The 18,076-nt window shown below is 43.7% G+C and carries 17 protein-coding genes; 6 read left to right on the plus strand and 11 right to left on the minus strand.

Translation table 11 applies throughout. The features are described from left to right. The first annotated feature begins 48 nt into the window (after positions 1-48). A complete protein-coding gene (locus tag myaer_RS15880) occupies positions 49-708 on the plus strand; it encodes an SDR family oxidoreductase (RefSeq protein WP_046662811.1) in 660 nt (219 codons plus the stop codon). 327 nt (positions 709-1,035) lie between these two features. Here the strand turns inward: myaer_RS15880 and myaer_RS15885 are convergent, their stop codons facing one another. The 3 genes from myaer_RS15885 to rimO all read right to left on the minus strand — a co-directional run bounded on the left by myaer_RS15885 (position 1,036) and on the right by rimO (position 4,490). Continuing rightward, on the minus strand, positions 1,036-1,470 hold the full coding sequence (locus myaer_RS15885) for a DUF4332 domain-containing protein (RefSeq protein WP_046662812.1): 435 nt from the start codon (positions 1,468-1,470) through the stop codon (positions 1,036-1,038). 225 nt (positions 1,471-1,695) lie between these two features. After that, positions 1,696-3,135 carry a DEAD/DEAH box helicase gene (locus myaer_RS15890; protein ID WP_046662813.1) on the minus strand — a complete coding sequence of 480 codons (1,440 nt, stop codon included), beginning with the start codon at positions 3,133-3,135 and terminating at the stop codon, positions 1,696-1,698. Positions 3,136-3,176: 41 nt separating this feature from the next. Continuing rightward, on the minus strand, positions 3,177-4,490 hold the full coding sequence (gene rimO / locus myaer_RS15895) for a 30S ribosomal protein S12 methylthiotransferase RimO (RefSeq protein ID WP_046662814.1): 1,314 nt from the start codon (positions 4,488-4,490) through the stop codon (positions 3,177-3,179). Positions 4,491-4,671: 181 nt separating this feature from the next. On the opposite strand from rimO, the gene btpA reads away from it, so the two are divergent. The 5 genes from btpA to myaer_RS15920 all read left to right on the plus strand — a co-directional run bounded on the left by btpA (position 4,672) and on the right by myaer_RS15920 (position 10,221). Next, complete coding sequence (btpA, locus tag myaer_RS15900) at positions 4,672-5,523, plus strand: photosystem I biogenesis protein BtpA (protein ID WP_046662815.1); 852 nt, start codon at positions 4,672-4,674, stop codon at positions 5,521-5,523. A gap of 178 nt (positions 5,524-5,701) precedes the next feature. Continuing rightward, positions 5,702-6,688 (plus strand): vitamin K epoxide reductase family protein, encoded by a 987-nt coding sequence (locus tag myaer_RS15905; RefSeq protein ID WP_046662816.1) that lies wholly within the window; start codon positions 5,702-5,704, stop codon positions 6,686-6,688. Between the two features lie 109 nt (positions 6,689-6,797). Continuing rightward, positions 6,798-7,982 (plus strand): DNA methyltransferase, encoded by a 1,185-nt coding sequence (locus myaer_RS15910; protein ID WP_046662817.1) that lies wholly within the window; start codon positions 6,798-6,800, stop codon positions 7,980-7,982. A 16-nt stretch (positions 7,983-7,998) separates the two neighbouring features. After that, complete coding sequence (locus myaer_RS15915; protein WP_039899603.1) at positions 7,999-8,910, plus strand: Bpu10I family restriction endonuclease; 912 nt, start codon at positions 7,999-8,001, stop codon at positions 8,908-8,910. Between the two features lie 72 nt (positions 8,911-8,982). Further along, positions 8,983-10,221, plus strand: coding sequence for a DNA cytosine methyltransferase (locus myaer_RS15920; protein ID WP_046662818.1), 1,239 nt, complete (start codon positions 8,983-8,985; stop codon positions 10,219-10,221). Positions 10,222-10,416: 195 nt separating this feature from the next. Here the strand turns inward: myaer_RS15920 and myaer_RS15925 are convergent, their stop codons facing one another. The 8 genes from myaer_RS15925 to ilvD all read right to left on the minus strand — a co-directional run bounded on the left by myaer_RS15925 (position 10,417) and on the right by ilvD (position 18,026). After that, positions 10,417-10,830 carry a PIN domain-containing protein gene (locus tag myaer_RS15925; RefSeq protein ID WP_046662819.1) on the minus strand — a complete coding sequence of 138 codons (414 nt, stop codon included), beginning with the start codon at positions 10,828-10,830 and terminating at the stop codon, positions 10,417-10,419. Beyond that, positions 10,827-11,048, minus strand: coding sequence for a hypothetical protein (locus myaer_RS15930; protein ID WP_002776915.1), 222 nt, complete (start codon positions 11,046-11,048; stop codon positions 10,827-10,829). Before myaer_RS15930 ends, myaer_RS15925 begins: the two co-directional genes overlap by 4 nt. A 451-nt stretch (positions 11,049-11,499) precedes the next feature. Next, positions 11,500-11,958, minus strand: coding sequence for a hypothetical protein (locus tag myaer_RS15935; RefSeq protein ID WP_046662820.1), 459 nt, complete (start codon positions 11,956-11,958; stop codon positions 11,500-11,502). 42 nt (positions 11,959-12,000) lie between these two features. Beyond that, entirely contained in the window at positions 12,001-13,614 is a 1,614-nt protein-coding gene (locus myaer_RS15940) for an ABC transporter substrate-binding protein (RefSeq protein WP_046662821.1), read from the minus strand. Positions 13,615-13,758: 144 nt separating this feature from the next. Further along, positions 13,759-14,679, minus strand: coding sequence for an FTR1 family iron permease (locus myaer_RS15945; RefSeq protein ID WP_046662822.1), 921 nt, complete (start codon positions 14,677-14,679; stop codon positions 13,759-13,761). A 34-nt stretch (positions 14,680-14,713) separates the two neighbouring features. Then, positions 14,714-15,148, minus strand: coding sequence for a ferritin-like domain-containing protein (locus myaer_RS15950; protein ID WP_002731529.1), 435 nt, complete (start codon positions 15,146-15,148; stop codon positions 14,714-14,716). Positions 15,149-15,276: 128 nt separating this feature from the next. Next, entirely contained in the window at positions 15,277-16,137 is an 861-nt protein-coding gene (locus tag myaer_RS15955) for a tetratricopeptide repeat protein (protein WP_046662823.1), read from the minus strand. A gap of 203 nt (positions 16,138-16,340) precedes the next feature. Further along, positions 16,341-18,026 carry a dihydroxy-acid dehydratase gene (gene ilvD, locus myaer_RS15960; RefSeq protein ID WP_046662824.1) on the minus strand — a complete coding sequence of 562 codons (1,686 nt, stop codon included), beginning with the start codon at positions 18,024-18,026 and terminating at the stop codon, positions 16,341-16,343. Positions 18,027-18,076 lie beyond the last annotated feature (50 nt).

Genomic DNA, 18,076 nt, shown 5'->3' on the forward strand with positions numbered 1-18,076 from the left:
ATCGAGATTAGTGTAACGTATTGTTAAAAACCATTTGGTCAAGAAGCGATGAAAGCATTTGTAGCAGGAGCCACGGGGGAAACGGGACGGCGAATCGTTGCCCAATTAGTCGAACGTCAGATTCCCGTGCGCGCTTTGGTGAGAAACCGCGAGAAAGCGGCGGAAATTTTGCCAGCAGGGGTGGAAATCGTCGTCGGAGATGTCCAACAGGCCGATAAGTTAGAGGCACTCATCGCTGATTGTAGCGTTTTGCTATGCGCCACGGGAGCCAGACCGAGTTTTAATCCCACGGAACCTTTGTTAGTGGACTACTTGGGAACTAAAAATCTCATCGATGCCGCCAAAAAGAAAGGAATCGAGCATTTTGTTCTCGTTACTTCCCTCTGTGTATCGAACTTTTTCCACCCCCTCAATCTCTTTTGGTTAATTTTATTCTGGAAAAAACAAGCGGAAGCCTATTTAATCAATAGTGGACTAACCTACACGATCGTGCGACCCGGCGGCCTTAAAAACGATGATAATCTTAATGCCATTAAAATGTCATCCGCCGATACCCTGTCTGAGGGCAATATTCCCCGCACGAAAGTGGCCTCGGTTTGCGTAGAATCCCTATTTTATCCCGCCGCTAACAATAAAATTCTCGAAATTGTTGCCCCCTCAGACGCTCCCAATCTCGATTGGTCACAATTGTTTCAAAGTGTCACCTAAACAGTAATCAGTGAACAGTAATCAGTAAACAGTGATCAGTGAACTGATAACTCAAATCTGGAAACTAAAAACTCATATCTGTTAACGAATGCAGGAGGCAGGAGTCCGTTTTTGTAACGGGGATTTATGCCCCGCTCCAAAAACTTTTCGCCTTACAAGGCGAGGTTTTAGACCCGATTTTTTCGATAATAATTAACCTCAGTTCGGGTTAAGGCTATTTTCCTACTCATTCCACAAAAGAATAGGGTTTACAGCGAACGAGAAAATTAGGGTTTTAGCTTATCCCGAACTCAGGTTAATTTATGCCAAAATTATCGGAGATAGGGCTTATTTTAACTCTCTGGTTAAGATTTTCGCCTGTTCAATCCAAGCTAACATCACCGCAATATCGGGACATAAATCGCGTCTTTGCAGATTAGCCACCTGAAAGCGGAGAATCTGTCGGTGCAGTTGCTGAATTGATGTCTGTGCCAATTGCGGGATGGAAGCAATACCAGCATGAACCAGCAAACCGCAGTATTGACAACCCACGGCGGGAATAGAGGCTAATTCCGCCATTGCCACCCACTTATTAATATGTTTAGCCTGAATTTGCATTCTTACTGCTAATTTTTCCTTACCCAATTGCGGACGAACTTTTTGCAAAAGTTGTGCGGTGCTGTCGATACCGCAATCCTTTAATTTTTGGCAATCTTGGTCACTTAACCCCGGCAAATGTTCAATTAACCAGCTTTGCCTGTGGATAAGTTGCGATCGATTCATCGAAATTATTAACTATTGATAAGTAGATTATAGCAGTTATCTTCAGTCCCAGATTAGCTGGTCGATGTCTGGTGAGAATCGATCCCCCTAGCTTCGGCATCTTCTTAAAAAAGGGGAAAAAGGAGGAATTTGATGTGTAGTTTTTATGAATTATACACAGAAAAAAAGTTGATAGAACCAAAACGGTCTATCAACTCTTAAAATTATCTATTCAAGAACTAAAAATTAACGTTCTTGAAAGACGATTTTTTTGTCCAGGGAAGGACGGTTATTCGACTTAGAGGGATACTTATTACCACCACTGCGGGGAGTTTTATTAATCACCGGTTTACTGCTCGTCGGTGCGGGAACTTCCCAATCGGTTTTCATCCACTGGGGACAATTTTGATCGTAGATCATTTGCAGGGCAGCCGCTGCGATCGCTTGGGGATCGTATTCTTCACTTAAATCCCGCACTAAAGGCAAGAAAGAAGCCATACGTTCCCCCGATAAAGCCTCTTTTAGCTGATTTTGCAGCTTGGCCAGACGTTTTGCTTCTACTTCCGCACGACTAGGAATGGGACTAGATTCCAGACGTTGACGCAGACGCTGTTCAATCTGACGTAATAAACGCCGATCGATCGGTTCTACTAAAGATATAGCAGTTCCCGTTTTACCGGCGCGGCCCGTGCGGCCAATGCGGTGAATATAGGTTTCGGCATTATCCGGCAGATCATAGTTAATAACGTGGCTGAGATTTTCCACATCTAGACCGCGGGCCGCGATATCTGTGGCTACCACTAATTTAATTTTGCCCTCGCGGAAACGTTGCACCAGTCGTTCCCGTTGCACTTGGCTTAAGTTACCGTGGTATTCATCCACAGTTTGCCCCGCTTCTTGCAGTTTGCTGGTTAATTCGGCCGCGGTTTGCTTGGTGCGGACGAAAATAATCGCCGATTCTAGGGGTTCGATCTCTAACAGGGGTTGCAGGACTTTTAATTTCGTCCAACCGCGAGGGATCAGATAAATTTTCTGCTCGATCTTAGCAGGAGCGGCCTGGGGTTGAGAAACCGTCACAGAAACGGGAGATTTCAAGAAATTAGCGATTAAATCGCGGATTTCCCGGGGCATAGTTGCCGAGAAACAGGCGGTTTGACGGGTGGAGGGGGATGCTTGCAGAATTTTCTTCACATCATCGATAAAACCCATACTGAGCATTTCGTCCGCTTCATCGAGGACTACCCAGTTTAGGGATTCGAGATGGAGTTTTTTGCGATCGAGCAGATCGATTACCCGGCCGGGAGTCCCGACCACAATCTGGACACCTTTTTCCAGACTGCGGATCTGACGTTCCATGGATTGACCACCACAGACTGTCAGGATAAAGAGACGACGATCATCAGAGAAATCTTTGATGGCGCTGGCCACCTGTTGGGCTAATTCCCGGGTGGGGGTGAGGATTAAAGCTTGAACGTTAGGATTTTTGGTGTCCATGCGTTCCAGTAAAGGCAGGGAATAGGCGGCGGTTTTGCCGGTTCCCGTTTGCGACATTCCTACCATGTCATGCCCTTCTAGAAGGAGAGGGATGGCTTTGGTTTGAATTTCCGTGGGGGTGGTGAATCCAAGCGTTTCTAGGTGTTGAAGACGGCTATCGGATAAACCTAAATTGTTGAAACCAGTGGTCATAGGGATTGTTTTGTGGGAATTAAATTAGAAAAATGGAAAAATTAGACTATTTCGCCGTAGAGATCGTAGGTATCGGCCGCAGTGATTCGGACCGGTACGATCGCACCTAGAATCGCCTCCCCTGTCACATAAACCAAGCCATCTACTTCTGGGGAAAAACGAGCGGAACGCCCGATTAATTCGCCTGTTTCCGGGTTTTCCTGTTCGATGAGAACATCGACAGTGTGACCGATATAAGCTTGATTTTTGCGCTCCGAGATTGGTTGCTGAGTTAACATCAACCTTTCGCGGCGTTCGTCCATAATTGCCTGTGGCACTGGATCGGGCAGGTCAAAAGCGGCTGTACCTTCTTCGGCGGAGAAGGTAAACACCCCGACGTGATCGAACTCATGACGCTTGACAAATTCCAGCAGATGGCTGAAATGTTCCTCGGTTTCTCCGGGGAAACCGACGATAAAAGTCGTTCGTAAAACCGCGTTCGGGATAGCTTGCTTGATCCGCTCGATAATGCCATCGTTGACCTGTCCTTGCCAGGGACGGTTCATCGCCCGCAGGATGTGGGGATGGGAATGTTGTAGCGGCAAGTCTAGATAGGGTAAAACATTCGGGGTCTCTCGGATCGCCTCGATAACCTTTGGCGTTAACCCGGTCGGGTAAGCGTAGTGAACGCGAATCCAAGGTATATCGACTTCTCCCAGCGCTCGCAAGAGTTCCGCTAATTTGGGTTCGCCATATAAGTCTAACCCATAATTGGTTGTTATTTGCGAAATGAGAATTAATTCTTGGACTCCTTGGTCGGCTAATTGTCGCGCTTCGGCCACAATCGACTCGATCGATCTCGATCGCTGATCGCCGCGCAGGTGGGGAATAATACAGAAAGCACAGCGATAATCGCAGCCTTCGGCCACCCGCAGATAGGCGACTCCCTCGCTGGTGGTGCGATAACGGGGCAGATTTTCATCGGCGATAAAAGTGGGATCGGTGCTGACTTCTTTGACTCGTTCTCCCGTCTCTACCCGTTCGACGATCTCGACGATTTTCTGATAATCCCCTGTACCGACAATGGCCACGGCTTCCGGCAATTCCGTCAGCAGTTCATCTTGGAAATGTTGGGCCATACAGCCGGAGATAATAATTTTTTTATTAGCTTCCGCCAGTTCCACGAGGGTGCGAACGGATTCTTCTCTAGCTGCTTGAATGAAACTACAGGTATTAACGATAACGTAATCGGCCAACTCCTCGTCATTATCTACGGGATAGCCGGCCTTGGCCAGCAGTCCTAACATATGCTCGGAGTCGATCCGGTTTTTCTCACAGCCTAGGTGTGAGATAGCGATGGTTGGCTTATTGCCCATGCGATCGAGTATCAACCAAATCTTAAACTTCTTCAATGTTAAGACATTTTAACGGATTCCGGAATTGATAAAATCATTAGCAGTTAAAATAATTTCCCCCCCGGTGGCCCGTGGCTAGGCCTTCACCCTGTTAAAATGGGTGAGCGGCGCATGGTTTGGGACGCTAAGAGTAGTAGACGCTGTGAACTTAATTGCAACTTTCAAGACAAAAAACCCGATTATTGGCGTGGTTCATCTCGCCCCCCTGCCCACTTCCCCCCGTTGGGGTGGCAGTCTCAAGACGGTGATCGAGCGGGCTGAACAGGAGGCGACGGCTTTGGCTGCCGGTGGTGTTGATGGTTTGATTATCGAGAATTTTTTTGATGCCCCCTTTACTAAGCAACAGGTGGATCCCGCCGTGGTTAGTGCCATGACGTTAATTGTTGATCGCATTAAAAATCTGGTGGTCTTACCGATTGGTCTTAATGTTCTCCGCAATGATGCCCATAGTGCTTTAGCGATCGCTACCTGTGTTAATGCCCAATTTATTCGGGTTAATGTGCTAACGGGGGTTATGGCCACCGATCAGGGCATTATTGAGGGTCAAGCCCACGAACTCCTGCGTTATCGGCGCGAATTGGGGTCTGAGGTCAAAATTTTAGCGGATGTTTTGGTTAAACACGCCCGCCCCTTGGGAACCCCTAATCTGACCACGGCGGTGCAAGATACGATCGAACGGGGACTAGCAGACGGGGTGATCCTCTCCGGTTGGGCTACCGGTAGCCCCCCCAGTTTTGAGGATTTGGAACTGGCAGTGGCGGCGGCCAAGGGAACACCGGTTTTTATCGGCAGCGGGGCTGATTTGGACAATATCGGGCGGTTGCTGCCGGCTGCCGATGGGGTGATCGTGGCTAGTTCCCTCAAGCGTCATGGCAAAATTACTGAACCGGTGGATCCGATCCGGGTGTCGCAATTTGTGGAAACGGCCCGACAGATCAACGATCAAAGGGCAAAAATTGATAATTCGCTGCCTTCTTTGCCTCTGTCCACATAACCCCTTGCTAGAATGGCGGATAGTTATCGGCCGTGGTGCGATCGTGATCCTAAGTTTTTAGGAATTGAAAATGCCCTAATTAACGAGATATCGTTACGGAATTTTTCCTTTCAACAAAGTACATTTAGATATCCCTCCTGACCCCTCAATTCTGCTGTAATTTAATCTAAATAATATTATGCGTCGTCGTTCTGTACCTTGGATTCATCGCTACTCTCGTCCTCTAATTGGGGGCGTTTCGATCGTGGGGGCGATTCTGACTGGCTATTTAACCATTACCAAACTGACGGGAGGGGCTGCTGCCTGCACCGCCGGAGCTACTGATGGGGCTGGTTGTAGTGGTGTTCTTAATAGTCCCTACGCTACGGTTTTCGGGCTGCCCTTGAGTTTGTTCGGTTTTTTGGCCTATATTGCCATGGCGGTTTTTGCCCTCAGTCCTCTATTTATTAATGGGGAAACTCAGAAAAATCTCCGCAAAAGTTTAGAAAATAAGACTTGGTTATTGCTGTTAGCGGGGGCGACGGCGATGGCGGTATTTAGTGGTTATTTAATGTATATTCTAGCCACGGAATTAAAGGAATTGTGTCCCTACTGCATTACTTCGGCTTTGTTCGCTTTAACCTTATTAATTCTCACAATTGTCGGTCGCGAATGGGAAGGTTTAGGACAAATTATACTGCCGATGGTTGTAGTGGCGATGATTACTTTGGTGGGAACTTTAGCGGTTTATGCGGGAGTAAATTCCCCCACAGTGACAGGAGGAAAAGAAGAAATTACCCGGCCAATGACAGCGGCTACACCTCCCTACGGTTGGGAAGTAACCACGGTTTCGGGAGAGGCAGAAATTGCCCTGGCTCAACATTTAAAAGCAATTGGTGCGAAAGAATACGGGGCTTTTTGGTGTCCCCACTGTTACGATCAAAAACAGTTATTTGGTAAGGAAGCGGGAGAAATCCTCAAAAAAGAAGGGGTTTATATCGAATGCGATCCCCAAGGGGTTAATGGTAATCCCCAAGCTTGTCGCGATGCCGGAATTAAAGGTTTCCCCACTTGGATTATTAAGGGTCAAGAATATTCGGGAACCCAAAGATTAGAGAAATTAGCGGAGATTTCCGGTTATACTGGCCCGATGAATTTTAAATATACAGTTCCGGGACGTAAGTAGGAAAATATTGAGGGGTTGAACCCTGTTCAGCCCCGACATTTTATGGTGTTTGTTCTCTAGATGAAGTATAACTTTAATTTTGTTCTTAGCAATAGAGGGAGATTGAAAGTTGCCAGATTTTGATCAACCTATACCCCAAGAAAAACTTGACATTATTGAGAAAACTAGAGCCAATTTATTTGTTTGGCGAGGTCAGTTTTCACCCCAACTGATAGAGACTATTTTAAGTTTCTATTGCCCATCTAATTCGGTCATTCTCGATCCTTTTGTGGGTAGCGGAACTGTTTTACTAGAGGCAAGTTATTTATCCCTAGAAGCTTATGGATTTGAGATTAATCCCGCTGCTTATATCATGAGTCATACCTATGAATTTATCAATGATTCTCAAAAAAAAGAAGTTCTTAAAAACCTGAGAAATATCGTCGATCAAGAATTTCCTTTGAGAATTTTTGAAGTCAGTGATCAAGTAGAAAATTTAGTAGATAAATTGCAAAATACTAGGAATATGCTACCGGATCGGTCAAAGGTTTTATTTGATGCTTTGGTAATCCTTCTTGATGTGTGTAACAATAAAATTACTCAGGAATTTATTCAGAAAAAATTTTTACATCTTAGTAATATAATTACTAAGCTACCTTACTCTCAAAAGCCGATCAGGGTTGGATTATCTGATGCTCGTTCTCTACCACTAAAAAATAATCAGATAGATTTTGTTGTGACTTCTCCACCCTATATAAATGTTTTTAATTACCATCAAAATTATCGTCAATCTGCTGAAATCTTAGGATGGGATTTACTCAAGATAGCCAAGTCAGAAATTGGCTCTAATAGAGCAAATAGGAGTAATCGTTTCTACACTGTAGTACAATACTGTTTAGATATGGGTGACATTTTAAAGGAACTGGCAAGAGTCACCAAGCAGCAAGCAAGAATTGTTTTAATTGTAGGACAAGAATCTAACGTTCTTGGCGTACCTTTTTATAATGCTGATATTATTGAAAAAATAGGTGTCAAAACCAAGCTATTCCAGAAAGTATTAAGACAAAAAAGAAAATTTAAGAATAAATTTGGTAAAGTTATTATAGAGGATATAATTAATTTTATTAACTTAAATAATCAAGTTAGCCAAGAGGTAATAGAACAAATTTCTAGAGAGGTAGCATTCGAGGTATTGGAAAGCAGTAGGCTGTTTGTATCTTCAGAAAACCAGCTATGTTTAGAATCAGCAATTGCCAAAGTCAATAATATTCAAAAAACACCAATTTTAGATAAGAGATTATATATTGACCTTTGAACATCAACAAAAATACATGAACGAATTTTCCCGTCCTCACTACACGAAACTAACTGCCTGTCTTAACAATCCTCGGTTGCCAGAAGCTGATCGGGAACGTTTAGAAGAAGCTATTATAAAATATCGCCAGTGGATTATCGAGTTAGAATCGATTAATTCTAGTCAAGCAGATGCAGTAGAAAAGCTAGTGTCAGCTACTAACCGATATAAGCGTTTTATTGAACTTGACTTGATTTTTGATAGTTCAGATAACTTTTTGTATAGACAGAAGGGACAGTTAAAATTAGATAATACTATATTAGAAGAATTTTTACCGCAGCTGATTTTCCGTAGTTTACAAGGAATAGATAACTCTTTTGAATTGGGTCCACGAAATACCTTCTCTGGACTAAGTTTCCTATCCTCTCTCGGCAATATTGGTCAAGGTGGTCAAGCAAATATTAGAAGCAAAAATCAGGATTTTATGCTGGGTAAAAAGTTATATATAAAGTCATCTTTTGACCCAGAATTTCAAAATTATGAATTGATTGAGTCTCATCTTGGCTATGTTTGTGCAGAGTGCAAAACCAATTTAGATAAAACTATGTTTCAGGAAGCTGTAGCCACAAGTAGAGATTTAAAAATTGCCGTTCCTAACTCTTTATATTTTTTGATTTGCGAATTTCTTGATATGACACCAGTTTCAATAATTTCTACTCAAATTGATGATGTGTTAATTATACGAAAAACTAAGCGTATGACCGCTAATCTTCGACAAGAGTATCGCTCCTCAAAAGCAAGACAGCTGCACAGACAGGAATATGTAGATTTTTTGGATGCTTCTCAATATTATCCCGATGTGTTTCAAAGGATGATCGATAAAATACAAACTCATATTGATAATACAAATCCATCACTGGAAAATGTTTTATATCAAGGATATTTCTAGAAATTTTCTCGACATCAAGTTTAGCTACTTTGATGTATAATAGAGAGGTAGATAAGTTGTTAATTATTGGTTATGACTCAGGTAAATCTACAAAAAGCCGCTAATATTCTCGGTGTAACTACCGCAGAAATACTAACATGGCAAAAGAAAAAATTAATCAAAGGTCAGAAAATTAATCAAGTTGATTGGTTATTTGATCTCGAGCAATTAACCAATCTTAAAAATAACCAATCCCCTGGAGAATTGAGAATTTTACAAACTGTTGAGCCAACTAATTACACAGTTATTGAATTATTTGCTGGCTGTGGTGGTATGGCTTTAGGTTTAGAAAATGCGGGACTAAAAACGCAATTACTGGTGGAAATTAATCAAGATTGTGTTAATACTTTAAGACTCAATCGACCGCAATGGAATGTTATAAATCAAGACATAAAAAAGATTAAATTTTCTGATTTTAGAGACAAAATAGATGTTGTAGCTGGAGGTTTTCCCTGCCAACCTTTTAGTTATGCTGGGTTAGGAAAAGGATTAGAAGACTTGAGAGGGAGCCTATTTTTTGAGTTTGCTCGTTGTTTACAGGAAGTGCAACCTAAAATCGCTATGGCCGAAAATGTTCGAGGATTATTAAGCAATAAAAAAGGAGAAACCTTGCAATTAATGCTGGAAGCTTTACAGGAAATCGGTTATTATGCTGCTTATCAAGTTTTATCGGCTCAATTTCTCGATGTTCCCCAAAAAAGAGAAAGATTAATTATTATCGCCACCCGTCAAGACCTAAATATTAAACCCATTTTTCCCCAATATAAAAACTATACTATTTCTCTGAAAAAAGCCTTAGAGAATTGTCCAACTTCTCCAGGAGTAGAATATAAAGAAAGAAAAAAAGAGATTATGTCCTTAGTTCCCGCAGGAGGAAATTGGCGGGATTTGCCGATGGATATTCAAAAAGAATATATGAAAAATAGTCTCAAAAATCACGGCGGACGGACAGGATATGCTAAAAGATTATCTTGGGATGAACCAGCTTTAACTATTACCTGTAGTCCGGCACAAACCCAAACAGAAAGATGTCATCCCCAAGAAACTCGTCCTTTGACTGTGAGAGAATATGCACGAGTGCAGTCCTTTCCCGATGATTGGCGATTTACCGGTAATTTAACCTCTCAATATCGACAGATTGGTAATGCGGTTCCCGTGAATATGGCCTATCATCTTGGTGGCTGTTTAATTAATATGTTGCAAGGGGATTATCTGGGGGAAACACAGCCAAAAACCGAACAGTTAAGCATTCCGGGGTTAGAAGTTAATTAATTTTGACTAAAAGTAAATAGCACTTGCTGAATAAATGTGAAATGTAGGCAAGGTAAGGGTTTTAGGGATCGTCGCCCGTACTTTTTCAGCAAACCCTAACTATTCATAACTACTGACACGCAAAAACTATTGATTTAGGATAACAAAGACAATTATAATACTTTTGAATCACCGATAACTGTTTCAGTTTTATTGTTAGATGGTATAGGGAATCTCAATAAATGGATGTTGATTGAGATCAAAATCTTGGGTATTACGAGTGACTAATTTGAGATTATAGTAAAGGGCGATTGCTGCTTGAATGGCATCAGGCAATTTCCATTGAATAACCTTTTTGTTAGGCTGTTTGGTTGCCTTTTTTTTGATTTGTTCACGACGGATTTGAATGACTAAATCAGTGATGTTGACATCTAAATCTATCAGGGGAAAATGGCTTAACAACTCTCCTGCTTTTTCAAAGGAATTATCATCATCAAAACCAATGAGAACTTCGGCTTTAGTAATGACAGAAATATAACTTTCATCTCGGTGAGCTTTTAGATAAACTGTAGCTTGGGTAATACCATTAAAATGGTCGATTAAAATACAGGAGTCTATTAATCGTTTCATATCCACTCCTCCCGAATTTTTTGCTGATATTCTAAGCCATCTCCTTTAGTCCAGATTGCCTGGGTTTTATCTAATAAAGCTTCAAAATCGGCTTCTGTCTTTTCATCCTCAACTACTTGAATGTTAATGGCTAACTTTGTTCCTGCTTTAAAGGGTAAGTTAGAGAGGATAATCTTCTGAGAATGATCGATGGTTAAATAGGTTTGATAACTATTCATAATTATTGACACGCAAAAACTATTGATTTAGGATAACAAAGATAATTATAATACTTTTGAATCACCGATAACCGTTGCAGTTTCATTGTTCTTAATAAAACTTAATATACTTCAATTTTCTCAAAAAAATCGACTGGCCTTTACAGGACTCGGATTAATGGGACTTCGCAAGAAACGTTAATCCAATAGTTAGGGTTTGCCGAAAGAAGCTAGATACAATTGAGTAACGCACAGAAAACGGGTTTCTCGGAGAAACCCGTTTTCTACTCATGCACTCATGCAAAAAGGGGAATAAATAATCAGTCTTTAATAACCAGATTTAGTATAACTACTTCTTGCATGAGTTCCTATCCTCAGCCAGAAATTGATTTTGTCCGATTTTACTGTCTGGAGTCTGTAGGGTTGATTCATGAATCAACCCTACCCCGGCAGCAATTGATTTTGTCGGATTTTACTGTGCGGGGGGAATAACTTCTAACGGAATACTTTCAGTTTCTCCATCTTTAGATGGATTGACATCGAGACTTTTTTCTGCATCTGGAGTTTTTTCCACCGCTTTAGTTTCTGAGGTGGGGGGATTTTCGGGGGGGACTTCTGGACTGGGGTTATTTTCTGGGATGGGGGTGAATTCCACCGGGGTTTCGCTTTCAGGAGAGGGGGAAACTTCGGGGGAAGGTTCGATATTACGGGTAGTTTCCGGGGGAGTTTCTTCTATCCGGGGAGATTCTGGGGTAGTTGCGGGGGTAGTTGCGGGGGTATCTGGGGGGGTGTCTTCGCTGGTTTTTTGTTCTTCCTGGGGACAGGCTGCCGATTCTAAACCGAGATGACATCGGACTTCCTCCCGTCCCAAAGATACGGCAATTCCCGACACCGACATTAATAAAGCTAGGATGGGTAAGATATTCTTCATAAAATTGACTTGATTCTACTCCTCGACATCACATTGTCTATTTTAGATAGGATCGAACTGATATTGAGAACCCCTTGGCCCTTCATTGCCGCGATTAGCACGCACCAAGGGAACTTGGTTAAAAATGTTAAAATCCGTGGTGCTTCCCTGCAAAGTGATTCCTCGATTTAAAGTTTCGACTACAGTAGCACGGTCAGAACTTTTAGCGATCGCTTCCCCTAATACTTTCATACTATCGTAGGCGGTAGCAGTACGCCAACTGACGCGACCGCGCCAACTTTTCAGCGCATCTTTGGCAAAAGGATCCGTTGCTTGGAAACTCCAAGGTACTGCTAGAACTAATCCGTCGATGCTATCCGCTCCTTGAATAAGTATATCTGGTGTATAAAGTTCATTTCCGCCTAATAAGAGCATTCCAGACGATTCTTGGGCAATAGCCACGGCTTGATCAATGCGATCGCCGTCTTTACTCAGGGCCAAAAATACCACCCTAGCGCCGGCTTGTTTGGCCTGATCTATGGCGGTTTTAGCGTTAAAATTGGCTTTGGTGGTGTCTATTTCCTTAACTATCTGGCCTCCCGGTTCTTTAATCGCTTTAGCAAAGGAATCCTTTAATTTTTGACTATAGGGACTATCGGAATTATAAAAAAGAACCACTGACGGAGAATTCTCTTGCTGACTAGCATAATTAGCCAAAGTTTTGGCCACTGCTTCCAGATAACTGCCTAAAACTTCCTGAGATTTATCCTCAAGGGGAATAGTTTTCAGGGTTGATTTTCCCGTTTGACTAACACTGGTAGTCAGGGGAGAAAGAATCGCTAATCCTTCTTTTTCGTAACTTTCAATCGCTTTTTGACTAAAAGGATCGATTCCGTGGCCCATAACTGCCAAAACTTGACCGGATTGTATCAGGTCATCAGCGATCGCTTTTGATTGTAACCCACCGCCATCATTAGCGATGACTATTTCCAAAGGATTACCCGGATTAGAATTATTAAACTCCTCTTGATACCTGGCCACACCTCGGAGAATTTCCTTAGCGCTGTTGGGGTCGTTAGCGATGGGGACAACGACGGCTATAGTATTTTGATTACCCTTTTCTCTGGCTTTGGCGTTATTGTAATAGATTTTGCCTTCCGGATCGTTTGCTTGGGGAGTGGCCGCTGGTTGGTAATCTGCGATCGCATTTGACCAATCTTCCCTTTTAAAGGCCGCTGCACCTTTTTCTTTGTTAGGAGTGGAATTAAGCAGTATTTTCTCACCTTGGCTAAATAAATCGGGATTTTTAGCCGTATTACTTACAAAAGTTGCCTTCGGTTGCTTGTCTGGGGTTTCTTCCCGGACGACTGGGGAAGCATCGGGTTTGGGAATGAGCATTTGCAATAGACTCCAACCCCCTAAACCTGCGGTTAAAGCGGTAATTATCAAAGCGAAGGGAAGTAACCAGTTAGATTTTTGACCGACTCTAGTTGTACCCCCCGGGGAGACGACAACTGTGGTTTTAACCGTGGTTGTTACGGGATCCATCGCTTCCCTAGGCAGGCCACAGATAGGACAATCAGGAGTAGTATTTTCGCAGGGTTCATGACCTCCCGCAATCGCTTGCGGATAAGTTTTACCATCTTTGGGGATACCGTCACATTGCCAAGTAGTCATAATCAGTTATCAGTTATCAGTTATCAGTTATCAGTTATCAGTGGGTAAGTTATCAGATTTGAGTTTTAAGTGAGCAGTATGTGTTAAGTGAGCAGTATTAAATAGCAGTTTCTTGCCATCTTTTCGCTGTTTACTGATTACTGTTTACTGTTTACTGGTCACTGTTTTAGGACGTTGTCGTAAGCTTTGGAAATAGAGGCCACCGATAAGCAGTAAAAAGAGGATATAAGCAACAATTTGACTGATATAGAGGTTTTGACGATAACCAAACAGGGATTTAAGGAGGAGTCCGGGGAAAGTGCGATCGCTCAAAATTTGGGAACCGTCCCAAACTTGAAAACCGAGAAGACAGGAGGAGGGGAGAGAAGGACAGAAATGGCGATAAAAAGGGTCAATTTCACTTAAAAGACTGATTCCTGCGTCGATATGTTTCAAAACACCGATGAGTAATCCGGCAACGATTAAGAGGAGGAAAGTCCCCATAATTTGGAAAAAGAGACGGATATTAATTTTTACTCCCCCCGCAAATAGGAGAATTCCCAACAAAGTCGCCATACTTAATCCTGCCACTGCACCGAGGGTTTGTAGCTGCCAATCTTTTTGGAATTGGGCCAGGATAAAGAGGACAGTTTCAAATCCTTCCCGCAAGACAGCGATAAAAACGAGCAGAAAAATCGCTTTTCCTGCCCCATTTTCCGCTTTTAAACCCGCTTTTACCGCACTTTCTACCTCATATTTCAAAGATTTGGCCTGTTGAGTCATCCAAATTAACATCCAACTCAACATCAAGACGGCAATCAGTCCAAAAGTGGCGGCCAGCAATTCCTTGAGCATTGGTACGAATGGACTAGGAGAGGCATCCACTTGAAAAAGGATTCCCCCTAGCAAAATACCGACCAAAACACTAGCCACTACTCCCGCACCGATACCACGATACACCCATGAGTTAAGTTGCGATCGACCCGATTTTTGTAAACAAGCGAGGACAATTCCCACCACTAAAGTGGCCTCGAAACCTTCCCGGAGAGTGATGATAAAAGTGGGTAAAGCGGAACTAAGATTCATAAGCTAGTGGATAAACTCTAGCTTTGATCCTAGCTCAAGCAAAATCCCGCAGCATCTTGCGAATTTCCAGATTGTGTAATTCTTCTTGTCCGATCATACCGCGAGCGAATTCTTCTAGGTAAATACTGGCATCTTCGACGGTTTCTAGGAGTGCTTTGTACAAATCAAGGGATTTTTTCTCATGATTGAGGCTCTCACTCAAGATTGCTTTGATATTGTGTTCATAGCTCTCCTCGATGGGGGCAATTTTTAAGCTAGGATGACCTTCTAAACCGGTGAGAATTTCCCCAACTTGTTGCGCGTGGGTGAGGGATTCCGTGGCCTGGGTCTGGAAAAATTGGACGATGGGGATGCGATGGGGACCTGTCACCATCAGGGAATAGTGGGTGTAACGGACAACTCCCGCTAGTTCAAATTCCATGATTTCGTTCAGTTGTTCGATGGTTTTGTCTCTGTCTAGTTCTCGCATAATATTCTCAATAATTTTTCTCTAATTGCAATTGTAGCTAATTGACTCCTGACTCCTGAATACTGATGGCTTAGATGTATAATTAATTTTTCTTAGGTATTGATCAGGGCGATCGAGTCAAAAAGATTTTAGTCGGGGGAATAGCAACTCAAGAGGTCATTAAAGGTTTCATTTTGTCTTAAACCATCGAAAACAAAGTTATTACGCACTAATTCGCCACATATATCCGGTTCTATGTCTAGAGCTTCGCGTAAACAGTCGATCGCTTTTTCTTGTTGACCGAGGGCAGCATAACAGCAGGCGGCATTATACCACGCATAGCGATCATCTCGATCGATTTTTAACAATTCTTCATAACAGGCGATCGCTTCTGGTAGGCGCTGTAATTCCTGTAGGATCACACCCTGTTGATACCAGGACCAGTAATCTTGCGGTCGGATATCGAGGGCGGTACGATAATTAAATAAAGCCTCTTGGGGATTGCCCCAATCCCGGAAAGCGTCGCCGCGACGATACCAGGCCCAATAATCCCGAGGTCGCGCCCCTAGGGCCAAGTCATAGGAAGTGATAGCGCGTTCGTAATTTTTCAGCAATCGATAGGCCTCCCCTTGCCGGTAGGCTGCCCAATAGTCCCCCGGACTATGACTTAGGGCCTGTTGAAAACAAGCGAGCGCTTTTTGGTAGTCTTTTAATTCCTGTAGATAAACACAACCTTGATCGTACCAAGCCCAATAGTTATCATCCTTTACCTGTGCAGCGTTAGAGTAACTTTCAGCCGCTTCTTCATACATTCCCAAGTCTTCTAGTATCATACCCCTTTTGTACCATGCCCAATAATCATCTGGATAATATTCTAAGGCTTTTTCGTAGCTGATTAAGGCTCCAAAATAGTCCATTCTTTCTCTTAAAATATTGCCTTGGTCATACCAATCCCGATAGGTATCCGGACGGCATTCGAGCGCTCGATAGACAGTGAGTAGATAGGTCATAGTTATTAATCTATAGTAATTAGGTTCGTCAGTCTTATCAGTTATCAGTTATCAGTGGGAGTGTTGGGTGAGCAGTGGGTGCTTTTTCCCTGAAAATTAGGTAGTTGACCACCTGAAAATCGATAAAACCCCACACCCTACACCCCACACCCCACACCCTGCCACCACCGAAAAGCTTTTTGCCGCAAACCCTAGTTATACTTTTAGAACAGATTCAGATCCGTTAAAGCGCCGAGACTGCTAGAGGAGACTAACTTGGCGAATTTGCCGAGAATTCCCGTTTTATAGCGTGGGGGGCGCGGTTGCCAATGGTGACGACGACGGGTTAATTCTTCCTCCGATACATTTAACTGCAAGAGACGCTGACGAGCATCAATAGTGATTTGATCCCCTTCCTCTACTAGGGCAATTGTACCACCCACCGCCGCTTCCGGAGCGACGTGACCGACCACCATGCCATAGGTTCCCCCGGAAAAACGACCATCGGTAATTAATCCCACGGAATCCCCTAAACCAGCGCCGATAATTGCCGAAGTGGGGGCTAACATTTCCCGCATACCCGGTCCGCCTACCGGTCCTTCGTAACGGACAACCACCACATCCCCGGCTTGAATTTTTCCGGCTAAAATTGCCTCTAAACAGGTTTCTTCCGACTCAAACACCCGCGCAGGCCCAGTGATGACCGGAGTTTTCACGCCGCTAATTTTGGCCACGGCCCCCTCTGTGGCCAGATTTCCTTTTAAAATGGCTAAATGGCCCTCTTTATAGACAGGATTGCTAAAAGGACGGATAACATCTTGGCCTGAGGGCGGTTGGTCGGGAATATCGGCTAAAATCTCGGCGATAGTCTGACCGCTAATGGTGAGGGCATCCCCGTGTAGCAAACCATTAACCAGGAGAATTTTCATCACTTGGGGAATACCGCCGGCTTTATGCAGATCTACGGTAACGTAACGCCCAGAGGGTTTAAGATCGCAGATAACCGGTACACGCTGCCGGATGGTTTCAAAATCATCGATCGATAATTCTACCCCGATGGTGCGGGAAATGGCTAAAAGGTGCAGCACAGCGTTAGTGGAACCCCCCACCGCCATAATTACCGAAATGGCGTTTTCAAAGGCTTTACGCGTCAAAATTTGGCTAGGGAGAATCTGTTTTCTAACCGCCTCGACCAAAACCTTGGCCGATTCTTCGGTACTATCGGCTTTTTCCGCATCTTCGGCGGCCATGGTCGAGGAGTAGGGTAAACTCATCCCCATGGCTTCAAAAATGGAAGACATGGTATTAGCAGTAAACATTCCACCACAGGAACCGGCCCCGGGGCAAGCGTTGCGTTCAATTCCGATGAGGTCTTCTTCACTGATTTTACCGGCGCTGTACTGTCCCACGGCTTCAAAGGAACTGACCACGGTTAAATCGCAATCTTTGTAGCGCCCCGGTTTAATCGTGCCACCATAAACGAAAATAGCGGGAATATTCATCCGGGCCATGGCAATCATTGCCCCCGGCATATTTTTGTCACAACCCCCGATAGCGAGGACTCCATCGAGACTTTGACCATTACAGACGGTTTCAATGGAATCGGCGATTACTTCCCTAGAAACGAGAGAATATTTCATCCCTTCTGTTCCCATGGAAATCCCGTCACTAATGGTGATAGTCCCGAAAAGTTGCGGCATTCCCCCCGCTAATCTGGTTCCTGCTTCGGCACGCATTGCTAAATCATTAATTCCCATGTTACAGGGGGTAATGGTGCTAAATCCGTTAGCGATGCCGATGATGGGTTTGCTAAAGTCCTCATCGCCAAAACCTACCGCTCTTAACATAGCCCGATTAGGACTGCGTTGGGTACCTTGGGTAACAATGCGACTTCTGTAGTTATCTGCCATAACTTTATCTTTCTCCAATGGCGGCTGACGGGTGCGATCGCGGCTCAAGT

Source organism: Microcystis aeruginosa NIES-2549 (assembly GCF_000981785.2).
Lineage (GTDB): Bacteria > Cyanobacteriota > Cyanobacteriia > Cyanobacteriales > Microcystaceae > Microcystis > Microcystis aeruginosa_C.